Consider the following 19,244-nt stretch of genomic DNA (forward strand, 5'->3'; position numbering starts at 1 on the left):
GGACCGTCAAGCTGATTGCGAGCGGACTAGCCTTGCGCTAAATCCGCGCGTGACAAGCAAAACGATACCAGGGAACGGGCGCGCAATGGCGGACACGAAGACCCTCACCGGCATCAGTTACAGCCCGGCGATGGACGAGAAGACCCACGAGCAGACCTATCGCGGCTTCGTGCGCTTCGTGGAGATCGGCACGGTCACGGTTCTGTGCTGGGTCCTTGCTCTCGCCATCGGCGGTCTGCGCGAGGCCTGGATCACCGCCATCATCGCCGTTCTCGTATCCTGGGTGGCCGCGGCCGTCGGCGCCTTCGTCCCGGCCATCGGCTGGAAGGCTCAGGCCTTCGTCTTCGCCGCACTTCTACTGATCCTCGCGCTCGGCTGACGGATCGAGTTTTGCAGGCCGGCTCCCTCGGGGCCGGCCTTTTTCCAGATCTGAACTTCCCAGCAAGCTCGGATACCGGCACGCCGAAAGGCGGCTGTAAGAACGGGAGCAACTGATGCGTATTGCCGTCTTGACGGAGACGGACCCGATAGAACCACGGGTCGCGGCCGTCCCAGAAACGGTCAAGAAGTTCATAGGCTTAGGCTGCGACGTGGTCGTGCAGTCGGGGGCCGGCGCCAAGGCCGGCGTTCCCGACGGCGAGTACGAAGCTGCCGGCGCCAAGATCGCGGGGAGTGCCGAGGAGGCTCTCTCCGGTACCGACCTCATCCTCAAGGTCCGCCGTCCCAACGCGGACGAGCTGGCCAAGATTCAGAAGGGGGCCACGGTCGTCGCGATCATGGACCCCTACGGCCATGAGGACGAGCTGAAGGCCGCGGCCGAGGCGGGCGTCGACACCTTCGCGATGGAGCTGATGCCCCGCATCACCCGCGCGCAGGTGATGGACGTGCTCTCCTCGCAGGCCAACCTCGCCGGCTACCGCGCCGTGGTCGACGGCGCTGCCGAGTACGGCCGCTCCCTGCCGATGATGATGACCGCCGCCGGCACCGTGCCGGCCGCGCGCATCTTCATCATGGGCGTCGGCGTCGCCGGCCTCCAGGCCATCGCCACCGCCCGCCGCATGGGCGCCGTGGTGACCGCCACCGACGTGCGGCCCGCGACCAAGGAACAGGTCGAATCGCTCGGCGCCAAGTTCGTCGCCGTCGAGGACGACGAGTTCAAGCAGGCCGAGACCTCGGGCGGCTACGCCAAGGAGATGTCGGCCGAGTACCAGAAGAAGCAGGCCGAGCTGGTCAAGGGCCACATCGCCAAGCAGGACATCGTCATCACGACGGCCCTGATTCCGGGCCGGCCCGCGCCGAAGCTTGTCTCCGAGGAGATGGTCGCTTCGATGAAGCCGGGTTCGGTGCTCGTCGACCTCGCGGTCGAGCGCGGCGGCAACGTCGCCGGTGCCAAGGCCGGTGAGATCGTCACCGTCGGCAACGGCGTGAAGATCGTCGGCCACGTCAACGTGCCGGGCCGCCTCGCAGCCACGGCATCGAGCCTCTACGCCCGCAACCTCTACGCCTTCGTCGAGACCCTGATCGACAAGGAAGCGAAGGCGTTGGCGGTGAAGTGGGACGACGAGCTCGTCAAGGCCACCAACCTCACCCGCGACGGTCAGGTGGTCCACCCCAACTTTCAGCCCAAAGCCTGATCGGTCGCGGAGGATCTCACCATGGCAACCCCCCTTCCGCCCGTCTCGCCTGCTGAGCAGGCCCAGGCCGCCGCATCGGCCGCGCGCACCGCGGCCGAGATCGCCCACCAGAACGCCGTCCAGGCGCAGTCGATCGCCGACTCGCTCGGTCACGGCATCGCCGCCGCCACCCACGGCGCGGTCGATCCCACGGTGTTCCAACTCGCGATCTTCGTGCTCGCGATCTTCGTCGGCTACTACGTGGTCTGGTCGGTGACCCCGGCCCTGCACACGCCGCTGATGTCGGTGACCAACGCGATCTCGTCGGTCATCATCGTCGGCGCGCTCCTGGCTGCCGGCGTGCCGCTCATCGAGAAGGGCACCGGCTGGGCCCGCTTCTTCGGCTTCATCGGTATCGTCCTCGCCTCCGTGAACATCTTCGGCGGCTTCCTCGTCACGCAGCGCATGCTCGGCATGTACAAGAAGAAGGCCTGAGGCGATGTCGGAAAACGTCTCATCCCTTCTCTACATCGTCGCCGGCGTCCTGTTCATCATGGCGCTGCGGGGGCTCTCGCACCCCACCACGTCGCGACAGGGCAACCTGTACGGCATGATCGGCATGGCGCTCGCCGTGCTCACCACCCTGATCGGCCATCCGCCGGCAGGTATCGGCGCCTGGATCCTGGTGCTGCTCGGCCTCGGAATCGGCGGCGGCGCCGGTGCCGTGATCGCCAAGCGCGTGCCGATGACGGCGATGCCCCAGCTCGTCGCGGCCTTCCACTCCCTCGTCGGCCTCGCCGCCGTGGCGGGTGCGGCGGCGACGCTCTACGCTCCCCAGGCGGTCGGCATCCTCGAGAACGGCCATATCCATAAGGAATCGCTGTTCGAGATGGCGCTGGGCGCGGCGATCGGCGCGGTCACCTTCACCGGATCGGTCATCGCCTTCGCCAAGCTCGACGGTCGGATGTCCGGCAAGCCGATCATGCTGCCGCAGCGGCACGCCATCAACATCGCGCTGGGCATCGCCCTCGTGGTGCTGATCGCGATCTTCATCGGCAACGAGAGCAAGCTGATCTTCTGGCTGATCGTGCTGCTGTCCTTCACGCTCGGCGGGCTGCTCATCATCCCCATCGGCGGCGCCGACATGCCCGTCGTCGTCTCGATGCTGAACTCCTACTCGGGTTGGGCCGCGGCCGGCATCGGCTTCACCCTGGGCAACCTCGCGCTCATCATCACGGGCTCGCTGGTCGGCTCCTCGGGTGCGATCCTGTCCTACATCATGTGCAAGGCGATGAACCGGTCGTTCGTCTCGGTCATCCTCGGCGGCTTCGGCGGGGACACCGCGGCGGCCGGCAACGGTCAGGTCGAGACGCGCCCGGTCAAGCAGGGCTCGGCCGACGACGCGGCCTACATCATGAAGAATGCCGAGAAGGTCATCATCGTGCCGGGCTACGGCATGGCGGTCGCCCAGGCCCAGCATAGCCTTCGCGAGATGGTGGATATGCTCAAGAAAGAGGGCGTCGACGTGAAGTACGCCATCCACCCGGTGGCGGGCCGTATGCCGGGGCACATGAACGTGCTCCTGGCCGAAGCCAACGTGCCCTACGACGAGGTGTTCGAGCTGGAGGACATCAACGGTGAGTTCCCGCAGGCCGACGTGGCCTTCGTGATCGGCGCCAACGACGTCACCAACCCGGCCGCCAAGACCGACAAGGCCTCGCCGATCTACGGCATGCCCATCCTCGACGTGGAGAAGGCCAAGACGGTCCTCTTCATCAAGCGCGGCATGGGCTCGGGCTACGCGGGCGTCGAGAACGAGGTGTTCTTCCGCGACAACACGATGATGCTGTTCGGTGACGCCAAGAAGGTCGTGGACTCAATCCTCAAGAACCTCTGATCGGCCGATCCTCGGATCGTGAGGCGGGGCGGACGAGCAATCGTCCGCCCCGCTGTCGTTTGCGGGGCGCAGTCAGCGCGGGTGGAAGCGGCTATGCTCGCCCCGTGTCCGCCGCCATGCCCCTCGACCTATCCCCCGGCCTGCCCCGGCCGTTCCTCGATGTCGCCGCCTCGGCGCTCGGGCGACCCTGGCGCGAGCGCTGCGGCGATCCCGGCCAGCAGGCGCTGGCGGCGGCGATGACGCAGGGCTACGGCCTGCCGGACCTGCTCGCTCGCGTGCTGGTCGGGCGCGGTGTGCGGCCGACGGAGGCCGAAGCCTACCTCAACCCCCGCCTGCGCGACCTGATGCCCGATCCCGCCATCCTCGTGGACATGGAGGCGGCGGTCGACCGTCTCGCCCGGGCCGTGCGGGCGCGGGAGGCGGTGGCGATCTTCGGCGATTACGACGTGGACGGGGCCTCCAGCGCCGCCCTACTCGCCTCGTACCTGCGGGCGCTCGACGTGCCCGTGCGCATCCACATCCCCGACCGGATCACGGAGGGCTACGGCCCCAATGTCGGCGCGGTGACGGCCTTGCGGGAGGAGGGCGCCGGCCTGCTCGTCTGCGTCGATTGCGGCACCGCCGGCCACGAGCCCCTGGCCGCCGCCGCGGCTCTGGGCCTCGACGTGATCGTCCTCGACCATCACGGCGCCCCGGAAGAGCTTCCGATCACGCGGGCGCTGGTCAATCCGAACCGGCTCGACGACCTTTCCGGGCTCGGCCATCTCTGCGCGGCGGGTGTCGTCTTCATGACCCTCGTCGCCCTGGCCCGGCGGCTTCGGGGGGAGGGGGCCTTCGTTTCCAGCAACGAACCGCGCCTGACCGACTTCCTCGACCTCGTGGCGCTCGCCACCGTCGCCGACGTGGTGCCGCTCGTCGGGCTCAACCGCGCCTTCGTCGTCCAGGGCCTGGCCGTGATGCGCGGCCGCGGACGCCCCGGCCTCGCCGCTTTGCTCGATGCCGCCGGTCTCGCCGAGCCCCCGGAGGCGTGGCATCTCGGCTTCCTTTTGGGACCGCGCATCAATGCGGGGGGACGCATCGGCGATTCCGGTCTCGGAGCCCGGCTTCTGACCACGGCCGACGCCGCGGAGGCGCGCCGGATCGCGGAGGAACTCGACCGGCTCAACCGCGAACGGCAGGCGATCGAGGCACTGGCCGTCGCGGAGGCCGAAGCCGAGATGGACGGCCGCCTCGCCCGCGATCCCGAGCGTCCGGTTCTGGTCGCCGCTTCGCCCGAGTGGCATCCCGGCATCGTCGGCCTCATCGCCGCCCGTCTCAAGGAGCGCTTCGGTCGGCCGGCCTTCGCCTTCGCGGTCAAACCGGACGGCAGCGCCGTCGGATCCGGCCGCTCGGTCGCCGGCGCGGATCTCGGCAGCGCCGTGCGCGCCGCCGTCGAAGCGGGCCTCGCGCTCAAAGGGGGCGGTCACGCCATGGCCGCCGGCGTCACCCTCGCACCGGGGGCGATCGCCGCCTTCGAGGAGGGTCTGACGCGCGACCTCGCCGACCCGGTCGGCCGGGCGCGCGCGGCGGATGCCCTCCTCATCGACGGCACGGTGAGCGCGGGCGGGGCGACCGCGGAACTGGTCCGGCTGATCCAGCGGGCCGGCCCCTTCGGACAGGGCGCGCCGGAGCCGGTCCTGGCGCTGCCCCGCCACCGCCTCGCCGATGCCGGCGTGGTCGGCAACGGGCACGTCCGCGCGCGCCTCGTCAGCGGCGATGGGCAGGCCATCGGCGGCATCGCCTTCCGCGTTGCGCAGGGTCCGCTCGGCGCGGCGCTGCTCGGCGGAATCGGCCGCAGCTTTCACGTGGCCGGAACGCTGTCCTGTGACCGCTGGCGCGGGGCGGAGCGGGCGCAGATCCGGATCTGCGACCTCGCTGCCTGTGGATAGAAACTCGTGAAACGGATCGGTTGACACCCGATCCCGGCCTCACCATAAGGGCCTCGCCCGCCGCGAGAGAAACGCGGTGACACGGTTTGGGGGAATGTCCCGAGCGGCAAAGGGGGCGGACTGTAAATCCGCTGCGTAAGCTTCGTAGGTTCGAGTCCTACTTCCCCCACCAAACTTTTCCAGAGCGACACTCTGCAGCAAGTCTCCGTGTGAGCCACACTGTGGCCGCGGATGATGCGGCTTCGTGCCTCGGGCACCGATTTTGGATGCGCTCTGTACGGTATCGATCGTTTTCGGCCTGATCGCTTCAGCATTCGATAACCATTCTAACGGTCTCGAATGCGGGTGCAGCGTTTTTTGACCTTTGCAACCGTTTGCAAACGCAGCTGGGCATGCTGCTTCATAAAATAACCTCTGTGAATTTCGTTCACCGCCAAGGACGCTAGGTTGCGACGCCTCGGTTAAGGAAGCCCAGTGGTCAACCCGCTCGTCCGTAAGCTGGAAAACGTCATCCGCTTGTCTCCCGAAGAGAGGCAGGCCCTGGAGAGGGTTGCCCAGCCGACCCGAAGGCTCGGGGCGCGCGAGGACGTGACCCGCGACGGCGACCGACCGCGCCACGTCAACGTCGTCCTCGAAGGCTGGGCCTGCCGCTACAAGCAACTCGAGGACGGGCGCCGTCAGGTCATCTCGATCTTTCTTCCCGGAGACCTGTGCGATCCCCACGTCTTCGTCCTGCGCAAAGCGGATCATTCGCTCGGCACGCTGACGTCCGTGGTCCTCGCCGAGATCTCCGAGACCGCGATCCGCGATTTGACGCAGCAGTTTCCGCGTCTGCAGGAAGCGTTGTGGTGGGAGATGCTGGTCACGTCGGCGATCCAGCGGGAATGGACGGTGAGCCTCGGGCAGCGCCTAGCGACCGAGCGCTTAGGGCATCTGTTCTGCGAACTGTTCATGCGGCTTCGTGCCGTGCGGCTCACGAACGAGACGAGTTGCGAATTCCCGATCACCCAGGCGGATCTGGGCGACGCGATGGGACTTTCGACCGTCCATATCAACCGCACGCTGAAGGAGTTGCGGGCGGCCGGACTGATCCGGCTGCGGGGCCGGCAATTGACCATTCCGGATTTCGCTGCCCTCCAAGCCGCCTCTCTCTTCGATCCATCCTATTTGCACTACGAACGCACGCCTTCGGCAGTCGACGACGATTGATGGACCATGAGGGCCGGTTCATCCTGTTACGTCAGCAAACGGCATCGTCATGAACCAGGACCCGCGGGACGCACGCATCGAAGCACTGGAGGCGGAGAATCTGCGCCTGCGCCGCTTCCTCGACGAGAAGGGCTTGCCGGCCGAGCAGCGCCATCAGGTGCGCAACACGCTGGCGATGCTGCGGGCGATCATCCGCCGCTCGGCCGAATCGAGTGAGTCGGTCGAGACCTACGCCGCCCATCTCGACGGTCGGCTCGACGCGGTCGCCCGCGTGCTCAACGCGCTCATGCGCAACGTGCGGGAGGGCGTCGGCCTGCATTCCCTCATCGCCGACGAACTGCTGGTGCACCTCGCCCGCGAGGGCGAACAGGTCACGATCTCAGGCCCGAGCCTTCGCCTGAGGCCCGGCGCTGCCGAAGTCTTCGCCATGGCGATCCACGAGCTCGTCGTGAATGCCGTCGAGCACGGCGCCCTGACCGTGCCGCAGGGCGGCATTCGCATCGCCTGGACTCTGACAGCCCCGACGGATGCGGGCCCGCCGATCCTCACCTTCGTTTGGACGGAAAGCGGGCTCGAAGCTCTCCCGCCGGAACCCGCCCGCCGCGGCTTCGGGACGGAGGTGCTGGAACGCAGCCTCCGCTACGAACTGAAGGCCGAAACCGAGCTCGCCTACGAACCGGACGGGCTTCGCTGCACGATCCGCCTGCCGCTGCCGCCGCAGATCACCGTCGTCGAAGAGGACGATTGAGGCGCCGCGTCCCGCGCAAGCAGACCGGCCCTCACGCGGCGGATCACCATGTCTCGATTTGCCGATGGGACAAGCGTGGCCGGGGTAGCCCTGCGCGGCGTCGACGGGTAGTTAACATCTGGATGCTTTTCTGAGGGCAGTGCCCGGAGACGGATCAAGGACCTCGCCCATCGCATGCTTGTCCGGATGAACTGCCTGTTGCGTTCGCCGGCCATCGGTGGCGTCCTCCTGAGTGTCCTGACCTTTTCGGCCCTGTCGCAGCCCGCCCAGGCCTTCGACCTGTTCGGCCTGTTCGGCAGCGACGAGGAGCCGCCCGCCCCGAGTGCCGAGGCTCTGCCCTACAGCCTGCGCATCACCGGCACCGACGATTCGGATATTCTCACGGCGCTGCAGGACACCTCGACGCTCTACCGGCTTCGCCAGGAAGCACCGCCGGACGGCGAGGGGCTGGTGCGCCGCGCCGAGGCAGACCTGCGCCGCCTCACCGACGTGCTCTCGGGTTACGGCTACTATCAGGGCACCGTCTCGATCCGCGTCGACGGCGTGCCCGTGGCCGGGGAAGCCTCTCTTGCCGCCGCAGCCCGCGCAGCGGAGGGCGCCCGCGCCCGCACGCTCGTCCCGGTGAAGATCGCGATCGATCTCGGCCCCGCCTACACCCTGCGCACGGTGCGCGCCCTCGATCCGCGCGGCCGTCCCTTCCCGGAAGAGGTTCTGCCCGAGCGGTTCACCCGCACCGGCGACGACGTGCCCGCCCGCTCGGCGACGGTGCTCGCCCGCGAGGCCAGGATCGTCGATCGCTTCCGCGCGCTCGGCCACCCCTTCGCCAAGGCCGTGACGCGCGATCCCGTGGTGGACGATGCCGCCCACGTCATGGACGTGAGCTTCACCATCGATCCGGGACCGAAAGCCGCGATGGGGGAGGTGGCGGTCAAGGCCACCGACGGCATCGACCCGGCGGTGATCCGCTCGTTCATCTATTCGGAGCCGGGCGATCCCTACTCGCCCAAGGCCGTTGCCGACATCCGCCGCTCGGTGGCCCGCATTGAGGGCCTCGGCGCCGTGCGGGTGCGGGAAGGAGAAAGTCTCGATGCGCAGGGCAACCTGCCGATCTTCGTCGAGGTGAGCGAGCGCGAGCGCAACCTGATCGGCGTCTCGGCGCGCTACTCCACGGTCGATGGCCCCGGCGTGCGTGCCTACTACGCCAACCGCAACCTCTGGGGCGGCGGCGAGACGCTGCGGCTCGATGCCGACATCTACTATCTCGGCCTCGGCTACGACCCGTTCGCGACCCAGCGAAAGCTCGCGGGCATCGACACGACGGGGCTCGGTGGCCGCCTCTCGGCGACCTTCGTCAAGCCGGCGCTCGGCGGCAGCCGCTATGACCTCCTGGCCAACCTCTTCGTCACCCGCGAGGTGCAGCAGAGCTATCTCGTGGACGCGGCCGGTGCGTCGGTGGCCCTGCGCCACCGCTTCTCCGACACCTTCTCGGCCCAGATCGGCCTCGACGGACAGGTGGGCCGCTCGAAGGATGCCCTGGGCACCGTCGATTACCGGCTGATCGGCGTTCCGGTCTCGGTCACCTACGATTCCACCGACAGCCTGCTCGATCCGACGGAGGGCTTCCGCTTCATCGCCTCCGCCGCGCCCTATCCCAGCTTCTTCGGCTCGGATCCGGGCATCTTCGTCGCCAAGGCTCAGGGCTCGACCTATTACGCGCTGGACGACGAGGCGAAGTACGTCCTGGCCGGGCGGGTCGGCTTCGGCTCGGTCTCGGGCGCCCGGCTCGACGAGATCCCCGACAATTTCCGCTTCTTCGCCGGCGGCGGCGGCTCGGTGCGCGGCTACGCCTTCCGCACGCTCGGCCCCCGCGGGCCGTTCAACCTGCCGATCGGCGGGCGGAGCCTTCTGGACGCCTCCGTGGAGGCGCGCATCAAGGTCACCGACACGATCGGCGTCGTGCCCTTCTTCGACGCGGGCACCGCCTTCGCCTCGTCCCTGCCGGATTTCGATGAGCGTATCCGCAAGGCGGCGGGCATCGGCGTCCGCTACTACACCGGCATCGGTCCGATCCGTGCCGACCTCGCCTTCCCGCTCGACCGGATCAGGGGCAATCGCGAGCTTCCGGTCGCCCTGTACATCAGCCTCGGACAGGCCTTCTGAATGGGATTTCTCGCGAGGATGTCTGCGCGTCGCGCGCAGTTCCAAGCCCGCCCGTTCCGTCCCGCAACGGCGTGGGCCAGTGCCGTCCTGCTCGGCCTGATCGTCCTCGCCGCCCTCGTGCCGACGGCCATGACGCGCGCGGCCGACGGCGAGAAGACGGTGCTCGGCGGCATCCTCTCGAAAGCGCTCTCCACCCCCTCGTCCCAGGTCTCGATCGGCGCCGTCGACGGCGCCCTGTCCTCGGACGCGACGATCCGCGATGTCGTCATCAGCGATTCCGACGGCCCCTGGCTCAAGCTCGACCGCGCGCGGCTCGCTTGGCGCCGCCTCGCCCTGCTTTCCGGCCGGCTCGAAGTCGACAGCCTGGAGATCGGCCGGCTGGAAGTGCTGCGCCGGCCCGTGCCCGGCCCCGCCCCGGCGGAGGCCGAGCCCGATGGCAGCCTGCTGCCGGAGCTTCCGGTGAAGGTCGAAATCAAGGGCTTCACCTTGGCCGAACTGGTGCTCGGCGAGAGCGTCGCCGGCCAGCCGGCGCGGCTCGCCGCCGAGGGCAAGGCCAAGCTCGGCAACCCCTCGGAAGGGCTCGACCTCAGCACCGACTTCCGCCGCCTCGACGCGGCCGGCCGCTTCATCGCCCGGCTCCTGTTCGTGCCCAAGGGCGAGCGGCTGGAGGTGAAGGCGAGCCTCGTGGAGCCGGAGGGCGGCCTGCTCTCGAAGGCGGCGAACCTGCCCGGTACGCCGCCGATCAACTTCGATCTCGACGGGCGCGGCACGCTCGATTCCTGGAACGCGCGGCTCGACTTCGATGCCGGCCCCGAGATCGGCGCCCGGGGTGGTGCGCGCATCTCCCGCATCGGCAGCGACCGGCGCCTCAGCCTCGATCTCACCTCGCGCATCGAGGGCCTCGTGCCCGGACCGGCGGCGGCGATCTTCTCCGGCGAGACCAAGCTCGACGGCGGCATGGCCTTCTCCGACGCGGGCGGCTTCCGCATCTACCGCCTCGATCTCACCTCGCGCACCGCGCGTCTCGGAATCGGCGGCACCCTGAGCGCCGATCGCGTGGCGGATTTCACGATCCAGGCCCGCGCCGTGCCGACCGAGGGCGGCGTGACGAAGGCGGCGGATGCCGAGCTGGACACGCTCGTCTTCGACGGCAGCCTCAAGGGTCCGCTCACCGCGCCGCGGGTGAAGGGCACCCTCAAGGCCGCCGGGCTGCGCAGCCGCGATTCCGCGCTCGATCGCATCGAGGCCGCGCTGAGCGTCGAGCCGGCCGGGACCGACCTGAAGGCCCAGCGTTTCGCCATCAGCGCCGACGCCGCGATGGAGGGCTTGCGCCTCGCCGATCCGGCCCTGCGCCGCGCCGTCGGCAGCCGCGCCAAACTCACCCTCCGCGCCGCCGCGGGCTCGGACGGCGTCGTCGACGTCACCACCCTGACGCTCGACGCCGACACCGCCCGCGCCGCCTATGCCGGCCGGATCGGACAGAACACGCTCACCGGCACGCTCGAGGCGGCGCTTGCCGATATCGGTGCCTTCTCGGGCGTTGCCGGCCGCACGCTGGCGGGACGCCTCGACGCCCGGGCGTCCTTGAGCGGCGACCCGGCCCGCAAGGCGCTGTCGGCCGATCTCGACCTGCGCGGGGGCGGTCTCGTCCTCGGCGAGCCAGCGGCCGACCGGCTCGTCGGACGTGCTCCGGCCCTGACCGGCCGCGTCTCCCAAACCTATGACGGCTACGGCTTCGAGCGCCTGCGCTTCGAGGGCGCCGGCCTGGTCGCGACCCTCCAGGGCCAGGCGAACGCCAAGACCGCGGATGTCGCCGCCCGCATCGACCTGAAGAGCCTCGCGGCCCTCGACGAGCGCTTGGCCGGAGCCGCCAGCGCCGACGCGCGGCTTACCGGCTCGCTGATCAAGCCCGCCGTCACCGCCGCCCTGCGCGCGCCGAACGCCACCGCGAACGGCCGTCCGATCCGGGATCTGCGCCTCGACGCCGCCTTCGACGATCTGCGCGGCGCCCTCGACGGGACGGTCCGCCTGAGCGGCGACATCGCCGGCAATGCGATGCGGGCCGAGGCGCATGTCGCCCGGCCGGCCCGGACCGACTACGCTCTCGACCGGCTCGCCTTCGCCCTGGGCTCGGTGGCTCTGGACGGGCATGCCCGGGTCGACGCCGAGACGGGTCTCGGCGAGGGCGCCCTGACGCTACGCGCGGGCGATCTCGACGACCTCTCGGCCCTCGCCCTTACCACGATGGGTGGCCGCCTCGACGCGACCGTGACGCTCTCCCGCGAGGGCGGCCGGCAGGACGCGGCGATCCGCGCCACCGGGGCGAGCCTGCGCTTCGGCGAGTTCGGGCTTGCCAAGCTCGACGCGGATCTCACCGGACGGGACCTGCGGGCGCATCCCGTCCTCGATGGCCGCGCCAGCATCGACCGGGTGGTCGCGGCAGGACAGACCATCGACACCGTGCGCCTCACGGCCAACGGCACGGCGACCGCCAGCGACATCGCGCTGACCGCCCAGGCACGCGGCTTTTCCCTCGACGGGGCGGCCCGGCTGATCCCGGCCGAGCGCACGCGGGTCGAGATCGCCCGCTTCTCGGCGCAGCGCGGCGGTGACCGCCTCGCACTCGCCGGCCCCGCGACGATCACCCTGGACGACGGCTCGGCGCTGATCGACAGCCTCGTGATCGCTGCCGGCTCCGGCCGGATCAGCGTGCAGGGACGCGCCGGCTCGGAACTCGACCTGAAGGTCGGCGTCCGCGCCCTGCCGCTCGCGCTGGCGCGGATCGCCAGCCCGAGCCTGTCCCTCGCCGGCACACTGGAGGGCGAGGCCGACATCCGCGGCCCCGCCGGCCGGCCCGAGGGCCGTTACGCGGTGAAGGTGGCCCGGCTGGTCACACCCGAGACCCGCAAGGCCGGCCTGCCGCCCATCGACGCGCAGGCCAGCGGCACCCTGGAGGACGGCTCCGCCCGCATCGACGGGCGCGTCTCGGCCGGGCGCGGCGCGCAGGTGACGATCACGGGCTCGGTCCCGGTCGAGGCCGGCGGCGGGCTGAACGTGCGCGCTCGCGGGACGCTCGACGCGGCGCTCGCCAATTCCATGCTGAGCACCGGCGGCCAGCGGGTCGCGGGCCGCGTGGCGCTCGATGCGGGCGTGACCGGAACGATCGCGGCACCGAAGGTGCAGGGCACGGCGATCCTTTCAGGGGGCAGCCTCACCGACCCGCTCAACGGCATCCGCCTCACCGACATCCAGGGCCGGGTCACGGGCCGGGGCGACACGATTGTCATCGAGCGGCTGACGGCGGCGACCCGCAACGGCGGGCGCCTTTCCGTGGACGGGCGCGTCGCGGTCGAGCCGGCCTCCGGCTTTCCCGGCACCCTGCGCATCACCGCCGACCGGGCCGAACTCGTCTCGAACCCGCTGATGACGGCCGTGTCGAGCCTCGACCTCGCCCTGTCGGGGCCGCTCGCCCGCACGCCCGTGATCAAGGGCCGGGTCGATGTCGTCTCGATCGACGTGTCGGTGCCCGACCGTCTGCCCGCGACGGTCCAGCCCCTGCCGGGCATCCGCCGCGTGAACGTGACGCCGGAGGTGCGCGAGCGCCTCGCCAAGCGGGCCGAACGCCGGGCCCAGATCGAGGCGGCCGGCCGGCGCAAGAAGTCGGCCGCGCCGTTCGATGCCAATCTCGACGTAATCGTGAGCGCGCCCAGCCGCATCTTCGTGCGCGGGCGCGGCATCGACGCGGAACTCGGCGGCGCGTTGCACGTCACCGGCTCCTCCCGCGATCCGCGGGCGAACGGCGACTTCTCCATGCGCCGCGGCGTGTTCAGCCTCGGCGGTCAGCGCCTCGACTTCACCCGCGGCCGGGTGTTCTTCGCGGGCGATCTCGCCCAACCCGATCTCGACTTCGCCGCCGAGACCAAAGCCGCCGACGTGACCGCCCGCGTGGCGGTGACCGGGCCCGCCGCGCAGCCCGTCTTCGTGCTCTCCTCCGACCCGAGCCTGCCGCAGGACGAAATCCTGTCCCGCATCCTGTTCAAGAAGGCGGCGGCCGGACTCTCGCCGTTCCAGGCGCTGCAGCTCGCCCAGGCCGTGGCGCAGCTCTCCGGCGGGGCAGGCGGGCCGGACGTGTTCGAAGCCGCCCGCAAGGGCCTCGGCCTCGACAGCCTCGACGTCTCGACGGGAGCAAGCGGCGGACCGGCCGTCGGCGCCTCGCGCTACATCAACGACCGCATCAGCGTCGGCGTGAAGGCCGGCGCCAAGCCCGCCGACACCGCCGCGACGATCAATTACGACGTGACCCGCCGGATCAAGCTCAACGGCGAGGCCGGCAGCGACGGCCGCACCGCGGTCGGCGTCGGTGCCGAGTGGGAGTGGTAGGCGCGCTTTCGGGCATCCATCGAAAAGCGGGCGTCGCAGGCGCCAGCGTAGCGGTTCGCATAGAACCACCTGCCGGAATTCCGGTTGTCGAGGGGGTCAGGCATGAGGCAGACACGCACCCGGGCTGTCAGTTTGTCTATCGCCTTGGCAATCGTCAGCCTCCCGGCGGCCGGTGACAACTTCATAGACCCGAGAACGGGCTTCTCTGTGTCCGTGCCGGACGGTTTCGCCGTCGGATCTCCGCGCAAGGATGCCAACCATGAGATCCTGGTCGACATCGTCAGCCTCACCGGGCAACCACCGGTTGCAGGTCGCAGCAAGGCGCTCTGTGCCGCCGGGTTCAGACGCAATCCGGAGGGGAGCATTTCCTCGCAATCGGAGCTGAACAGTCGGGAGGGCATTCGAGAGAGGGCCGCCCAGGCCAGGACGATTCTGGCCACACAGGGTCTGGAGACGGAGACCGTCGATCCGATCCCAAGCACCGACTTTGCCGGATTCGAGATCGTCTCGATCCCGACCACCGGGCCGGACCACAGAAACGTCCGCATCTACATGGCCGTCATGGACCGCGTCATCGGCCGAACGGACGTCGTGTGCGCGACGACGAAGCAGGCTCTGCCGGGCGCGCTGCCGCTTTTCCGCGCGATCCGCGACGGCACCCGACCACCCTCACGATAAGTGGGCCACGCTGTCCAACACATGTCCGATTGCGCAAGGCTGCAGGAGCGACGTGCAGCGGGCCGCACGCGGTTCCCCGTCGGGCCGAAGCGGTCAAACTTTGCCCTTGGAACGCTCGCTCGATCTTCGTCAGCATATCCCCGACGTGCCCGGCGCCGCCACCGCACCGGGCCTCACTGAAGGACAGCGCTCCTACGGCTCCTTGAAGCCGTATTCCGGCACGCCGTCCTCGTTGCCGTAGTACTTGTAGGGCAGGAACTTGCCCGACATGGCGAGCTTCACGCGGTCGCCCTTGTTGTTGGCCTCGCGCTCCATTGTCATGTTGAAGTCGATCGCCGACATGATGCCGTCGCCGAACTCTTCTTGGATCAGCTCCTTCCAGGTCGTGCCGTAGACCATCACCAGTTCGTAGAAGCGGTAGATCAGCGGATCGGTCGGCGGCATTTGCGGGATCGAGCCGCGATAGGGCGCCTCGTTCAGCATCCGCTCCTCGGCCTCGGACAGGCCGAACAGGTCGGCGGCCTTCTTCGCCTGCGCCTTGGGAAGCTTCATCTGCCCCATGCAGGCGGCGGTGATCAGGATCGGCGAGATGCCGCCGATTTCGTCCTGGATGTATTTCCAGGTCCAGCCCTTCTCGCGCTTGATGTCGAGGAGCTTCTCGGTGAGGTCTTCGCGCTTCATGTTCGTCTTCCCGCTGGCGGAAGGGTGGAGCCGTCCGGACGCCTTGGGGGCTCGGCGCCCGGACGGCCGCTCCGTTCCCGGCCCCTCGAGAGGCCGGAGACGGAACCGTTTCGATGTGCGGGGCGAGGCTCGCCGCCGCCGCATCGTCTTGACGGGTGTTGGCAATCGCTATGCCAGAACCGCCCAAAAGAAATTCCCTAATCAAGTCAGTCGGTTTCGCTGAGAGTATGGAACCACGAAATTTCGTGTATGACGAAATTTCGTCGCTGAGATACGGAATATCGTCGTGCACGGCCCTGAATTCGAGCCTCCGTCGTCCTCGGCCTATGGTCAGGCCTTCGACCACAACCGTGATCCCATGCTGGTGATCGAATCTCTGGCCGACCGGATCGCCGACGCGAATGCTGCCACAGAGAGATTGCTCGGTCTGACCCGCGCCGATCTACGCGCGGCGCCGGCGAGCGCGCTGTTCCCGAAGCAGCGGGCGGCGCTCGTTGTGTTCACCCAAGGCGTGCTCGCCAAGGGGCAGTGGTGGACGCACGATCTCAAGCCCCGCCACGGGGCTGAGAAGGCGTTGCGGCTCGAAGTCGTGGGAAGCGCGCTCTCTGGGGAGACGGCGACAATCCTCGTCACGCTGTTCGACCTCGACGAGCGCGAGCGCCGCCGGATCGACCGGGAGGCGGACGAGCACATGCGTGCCGGACTTCCGGAATGGCAGCGCATGGAGCGCATCTTCCGCGACATCGAGCGCGAGAACCGGCTGATCCTGCGGGCGGCGGGGGAGGGGATCTACGGCGTCAACGCCGACGGCCTGACCACCTTCGTCAATCCGGCCGCCGAGCGCATGCTGGGCTGGGCTTCCGCCGACCTCGTCGGAAAGGACATGCACGCCGCCGTCCACCATACTCACGCCGATGGCGGCCCTTATCCCCACCGCGACTGCCCGATCTATGCCGCCTTCCGCGACGGTGCCGTGCATCAGGTCGAGGACGAGGTCTTCTGGCGCAGGGACGGCACCTGTTTTCCCGTCGAGTACACCTCGACGCCGATCCGCGACCGGGGCCGGCTGCTGGGCGCCGTGATCGTGTTCCGCGACGTCAGCCAGCGCCGCGAGGCGGAGGCGCGGCTGAAGGCGGCCTTGGCCGAGGTCGATTCCCTGCGCGAGCGCCTGGAGCAGGAGAATGCCTACCTCAAGGAGGAGATCCGGGCCGAGAGCCACCACCAGGGCATCATCGGCCGCAGCCCGGCGATCGAGGCGGTTCTCCGCCAGATCGACGTGGTGGCCGGCACCGACGCGACCGTGCTCGTCACCGGTGAATCCGGCACCGGCAAGGAGCTGATCGCCCGCGCGATCCACGAGGCGAGCCGGCGCCGCGACCGGCCGCTCATCCGCGTCAACTGCGCCGCGATCCCGCGGGAGCTGTTCGAGAGCGAGTTCTTCGGCCATGCCCGGGGTGCCTTCACCGGCGCCCTGCGCGACCGGGTCGGGCGCTTCGAACTGGCCGAGGGCGGCACGCTGTTCCTCGACGAGGTCGGCGAGATCCCGCTCGATCTCCAGGGCAAGCTGCTGCGGGTGCTTCAGGAGCGCCAGTTCGAACGGGTCGGTGAGGCGCGCACCCGCAGCGTGGATGTCCGCCTGATCGCCGCGACGAACCGCGACCTCAGGGAGGAGGTGCGCAGGGGACGGTTTCGCGAGGATCTCTACTTCCGCCTCAACGTCTTTCCCCTCACCTCCGTCCCGCTGCGGGAACGGCGGGAAGATGTGCCGCTGATTGCGGGGCACTTCCTCAAGGGTGCGGCACGGCGCCTGAACCGGCCGGATCTGCGCCTCACGGAGGCCGATGCCCGCCGGCTCGCGCGCTACGAGTGGCCGGGCAACGTGCGCGAGTTGGAGAACGTGATCGAGCGCGCCGCGATCCTGGCCGAGCGCGGACGCCTGCGCTTCGACCTGCCCGAGTCGCGCCCCTCCGGGCCGGCGGCCGCTCCAGCTCAGACGGCGACGGACGATCAACGTCCGCTGAGCGAGGAGGGGCGGCGCGTGCGCGCCCGGGCCGAGATCGAAGCGGCCCTGCGCATCAGCGGCGGCAAGGTATTCGGCGCGGGCGGCGCGGCGGAACTCCTCGGCCTCAAGCCGACCACGCTGATGTCGCGTATGAAGGTGCTCGGCGTCGCGCGACCATGAGCCGGCCGGGTGCTGGCGCGGACAGGGCCGGGGATCGGAAATCGCTTGCGCCACCTTTGCCCGCATGAAACCCTGCCGCGACGGACGTTTCTTGCGAGATGAGCCGTTCTCTTCGCAGAGCTGTCATCCGCTCCTGCTTCGGTAGGCTGAAGAGAGTTCGATCGCGCGGGGCCCGCCGATGGGCTGTCGCGCGCCGTACCGTCGATGAGCCGCAACCGAGCGATCGTTGAGACCCGAACCCTGCCCCAAGCACGGGCCGAGCCAGAGCCGGCCGCCTCGAACGGGACGGTTCGGCGCCACGCTCACCCTCGCGCTGACGGGCCTCCTGTCGTTGACCGCCGTGCCGGCATGGGCGCAGGCGTCGTTTCCCCTGCCACTTGCCTTGCCCCTGACCGGCGCGGGCGGCGACCCGCAGACCGCCATCGCGCAGTCGCGCACCTCGGATCAGGTCTCCGTGACCAACGAGGGCTCGATCCAGGACGTGCTCGGCCCCTACGGCGACCCGTTCGGGCTGCGCGCGGCCCTCGCCGAGCGGGGGATCACCTACGTCCTCACCTATATCGGTGAGGGCCTGACCAGCGTCTCCGGCGGCCTGCGACGGGGGACGACCTTCGGCGGGCGCCTCGACACCTCCCTCGACATCGATCTCGACAAGCTCGCCGGCTGGAGCGGCGCACGCTTCCACACCGACTTCTTCGTGATCCACGGACATGGCATGTCGCGCCGATTCGTCGACAACCTGACGACGGTGAGCGGCATCGAGGCCCTGCCGTCGACACGCCTGTTCGAGCTGTGGGTCGAGCAACGCTTCCTGAACGACCGTCTCTCGGTCAAGGTAGGGCAGGTCTCGGCCGACACCGAGTTCGCCATCGCGCAGACCGGCGTCGTGTTCGTCAACGCGGGCTTCGGCTGGCCCAATGTCGGCGCCGTGGTGATGCCGAGCGGCGGGCCGATCTATCCGCTGGCGACCCCCGCCATCCGCGTGAAGTACGAGCCGACCCCGCTGCTCTCTTTCCAGGGCGGCCTGTTCAACGGCGACCCGGCCGGCACGCCGCCGCCCGGCGACGAGACCGACCCGGAGCGCCGCAACCGCACCGGCACGAATTTCCGCGTCAACGACCCGGCCCTGCTGATCGGCGAGGCGGCCTACGCCTATCCCAGCTTTCCGGGCACGGAGCGGCTGCCCGGCACCGCGACCCTCGGCGGCTGGTACCATTTCGGCCGGTTCGACAGCCCGCGCCTCGACAGCGTGCGGGGGCGCCTCCTCGCCGATCCGGAGGCGAGCGGGATCTCCCGGCGCTTTCGCGGCAATGCCGGCCTCTACGCGATCCTCGACCAGACGATCTACCGCGAGCCGAAGACGGAGAACGAAGGCGCCTCGGCCTTCCTGCGCGTCTCCGCTGTGCCGGGCGACCGCAACCTGATCGACCTCTACGCGGATGCCGGCCTCGCCTACCGGGGGCTGATCCCGGGCCGCCCCAACGACACGCTCGGCCTCGGCGTGATCCACTCGCGCATCAGCCCGGAGGCGCGCGCCTTCGATCGCGACAGCCTCCGGTTCGGAACGAGCCCGAGCCGCCTGCGCAGCAGCGAGACCGTGATCGAGGCGACCTATCAGGCGGAGATCGTGTCCGGTTTCACCCTCCAGCCGGACGTCCAGTACGTGATGCGGCCCGGCGGCGGCCTGTCGGACGGCAGCGGACGGCGCCTTCGCAACGCCACGGTGCTCGGGCTCCGGGCGACCATCAACTACTGACCGCCGGGCGCT

13 protein-coding genes and 1 tRNA gene are annotated in these 19,244 nt (G+C 69.5%); 13 read left to right on the forward strand and 1 reads right to left on the reverse strand.

Going from position 1 to position 19,244, the window contains the following annotated elements:
* Nucleotides 1-85: 85 nt before the first annotated feature.
* The 11 genes from ACPCJR_RS01740 to ACPCJR_RS01790 all read left to right on the forward strand — a co-directional run bounded on the left by ACPCJR_RS01740 (nucleotide 86) and on the right by ACPCJR_RS01790 (nucleotide 14,613).
* Nucleotides 86-379, forward strand: a complete 294-nt coding sequence (locus tag ACPCJR_RS01740) for an aa3-type cytochrome c oxidase subunit IV (protein WP_110350056.1) — start codon at nucleotides 86-88, stop codon at nucleotides 377-379.
* Between the two features lie 115 nt (nucleotides 380-494).
* Entirely contained in the window at nucleotides 495-1,634 is a 1,140-nt protein-coding gene (locus tag ACPCJR_RS01745) for a Re/Si-specific NAD(P)(+) transhydrogenase subunit alpha (protein ID WP_391510978.1), read from the forward strand.
* A 21-nt stretch (nucleotides 1,635-1,655) separates the two neighbouring features.
* Nucleotides 1,656-2,108 (forward strand): proton-translocating transhydrogenase family protein, encoded by a 453-nt coding sequence (locus tag ACPCJR_RS01750; RefSeq protein WP_391510977.1) that lies wholly within the window; start codon nucleotides 1,656-1,658, stop codon nucleotides 2,106-2,108.
* A gap of 4 nt (nucleotides 2,109-2,112) precedes the next feature.
* Complete coding sequence (locus ACPCJR_RS01755; RefSeq protein WP_391510976.1) at nucleotides 2,113-3,510, forward strand: NAD(P)(+) transhydrogenase (Re/Si-specific) subunit beta; 1,398 nt, start codon at nucleotides 2,113-2,115, stop codon at nucleotides 3,508-3,510.
* Nucleotides 3,511-3,626: 116 nt separating this feature from the next.
* Nucleotides 3,627-5,438, forward strand: a complete 1,812-nt coding sequence (gene recJ / locus ACPCJR_RS01760) for a single-stranded-DNA-specific exonuclease RecJ (protein ID WP_391510975.1) — start codon at nucleotides 3,627-3,629, stop codon at nucleotides 5,436-5,438.
* Between the two features lie 88 nt (nucleotides 5,439-5,526).
* Nucleotides 5,527-5,610: transfer RNA gene (locus tag ACPCJR_RS01765), tRNA-Tyr, on the forward strand.
* Nucleotides 5,611-5,912: 302 nt separating this feature from the next.
* A complete protein-coding gene (locus ACPCJR_RS01770; protein WP_391510973.1) occupies nucleotides 5,913-6,647 on the forward strand; it encodes a Crp/Fnr family transcriptional regulator in 735 nt (244 codons plus the stop codon).
* A 49-nt stretch (nucleotides 6,648-6,696) separates the two neighbouring features.
* A complete protein-coding gene (locus tag ACPCJR_RS01775) occupies nucleotides 6,697-7,395 on the forward strand; it encodes an HWE histidine kinase domain-containing protein (RefSeq protein ID WP_391510972.1) in 699 nt (232 codons plus the stop codon).
* A gap of 174 nt (nucleotides 7,396-7,569) precedes the next feature.
* Entirely contained in the window at nucleotides 7,570-9,555 is a 1,986-nt protein-coding gene (locus tag ACPCJR_RS01780; RefSeq protein ID WP_391510971.1) for an autotransporter assembly complex protein TamA, read from the forward strand.
* Nucleotides 9,556-13,935: a translocation/assembly module TamB domain-containing protein gene (locus ACPCJR_RS01785; RefSeq protein ID WP_391510970.1), complete on the forward strand. Its 4,380-nt coding sequence runs from the start codon at nucleotides 9,556-9,558 to the stop codon at nucleotides 13,933-13,935.
* Between the two features lie 102 nt (nucleotides 13,936-14,037).
* Complete coding sequence (locus tag ACPCJR_RS01790; RefSeq protein WP_391510969.1) at nucleotides 14,038-14,613, forward strand: hypothetical protein; 576 nt, start codon at nucleotides 14,038-14,040, stop codon at nucleotides 14,611-14,613.
* A 192-nt stretch (nucleotides 14,614-14,805) separates the two neighbouring features.
* Here the strand turns inward: ACPCJR_RS01790 and cynS are convergent, their stop codons facing one another.
* Nucleotides 14,806-15,294: a cyanase gene (gene cynS, locus ACPCJR_RS01795; RefSeq protein WP_391510968.1), complete on the reverse strand. Its 489-nt coding sequence runs from the start codon at nucleotides 15,292-15,294 to the stop codon at nucleotides 14,806-14,808.
* A gap of 358 nt (nucleotides 15,295-15,652) precedes the next feature.
* Here cynS and ACPCJR_RS01800 point away from each other — a divergent pair, with 358 nt between their 5' ends.
* Both ACPCJR_RS01800 and ACPCJR_RS01805 read left to right on the forward strand, forming a co-directional pair.
* Nucleotides 15,653-17,476 carry a sigma 54-interacting transcriptional regulator gene (locus ACPCJR_RS01800; protein WP_391511219.1) on the forward strand — a complete coding sequence of 608 codons (1,824 nt, stop codon included), beginning with the start codon at nucleotides 15,653-15,655 and terminating at the stop codon, nucleotides 17,474-17,476.
* A 226-nt stretch (nucleotides 17,477-17,702) separates the two neighbouring features.
* The gene (locus ACPCJR_RS01805; RefSeq protein ID WP_391510967.1) at nucleotides 17,703-19,232 is read left to right on the forward strand and encodes a carbohydrate porin; all 1,530 of its coding nucleotides are present in this window, start codon (nucleotides 17,703-17,705) and stop codon (nucleotides 19,230-19,232) included.
* Nucleotides 19,233-19,244 lie beyond the last annotated feature (12 nt).

This window comes from Methylobacterium sp. NPDC097929 (assembly GCF_049543375.1).
Classification (GTDB): domain Bacteria; phylum Pseudomonadota; class Alphaproteobacteria; order Rhizobiales; family Beijerinckiaceae; genus Methylobacterium.

Coding starts and splice junctions, on each gene's coding strand:
- ACPCJR_RS01780 (WP_391510971.1), top strand. CDS start 7,570: ATGCTTGTCCGGATGAACTGCCTGTTGCGTTCGCCGGCCATCGGTGGC.
- ACPCJR_RS01740 (WP_110350056.1), top strand. CDS start 86: ATGGCGGACACGAAGACCCTCACCGGCATCAGTTACAGCCCGGCGATG.
- ACPCJR_RS01800 (WP_391511219.1), top strand. CDS start 15,653: ATGCTGGTGATCGAATCTCTGGCCGACCGGATCGCCGACGCGAATGCT.
- ACPCJR_RS01755 (WP_391510976.1), top strand. CDS start 2,113: ATGTCGGAAAACGTCTCATCCCTTCTCTACATCGTCGCCGGCGTCCTG.
- recJ (WP_391510975.1), top strand. CDS start 3,627: ATGCCCCTCGACCTATCCCCCGGCCTGCCCCGGCCGTTCCTCGATGTC.
- ACPCJR_RS01785 (WP_391510970.1), top strand. CDS start 9,556: ATGGGATTTCTCGCGAGGATGTCTGCGCGTCGCGCGCAGTTCCAAGCC.
- ACPCJR_RS01750 (WP_391510977.1), top strand. CDS start 1,656: ATGGCAACCCCCCTTCCGCCCGTCTCGCCTGCTGAGCAGGCCCAGGCC.
- ACPCJR_RS01745 (WP_391510978.1), top strand. CDS start 495: ATGCGTATTGCCGTCTTGACGGAGACGGACCCGATAGAACCACGGGTC.
- ACPCJR_RS01790 (WP_391510969.1), top strand. CDS start 14,038: ATGAGGCAGACACGCACCCGGGCTGTCAGTTTGTCTATCGCCTTGGCA.
- cynS (WP_391510968.1), bottom strand. CDS start 15,294: ATGAAGCGCGAAGACCTCACCGAGAAGCTCCTCGACATCAAGCGCGAG.
- ACPCJR_RS01775 (WP_391510972.1), top strand. CDS start 6,697: ATGAACCAGGACCCGCGGGACGCACGCATCGAAGCACTGGAGGCGGAG.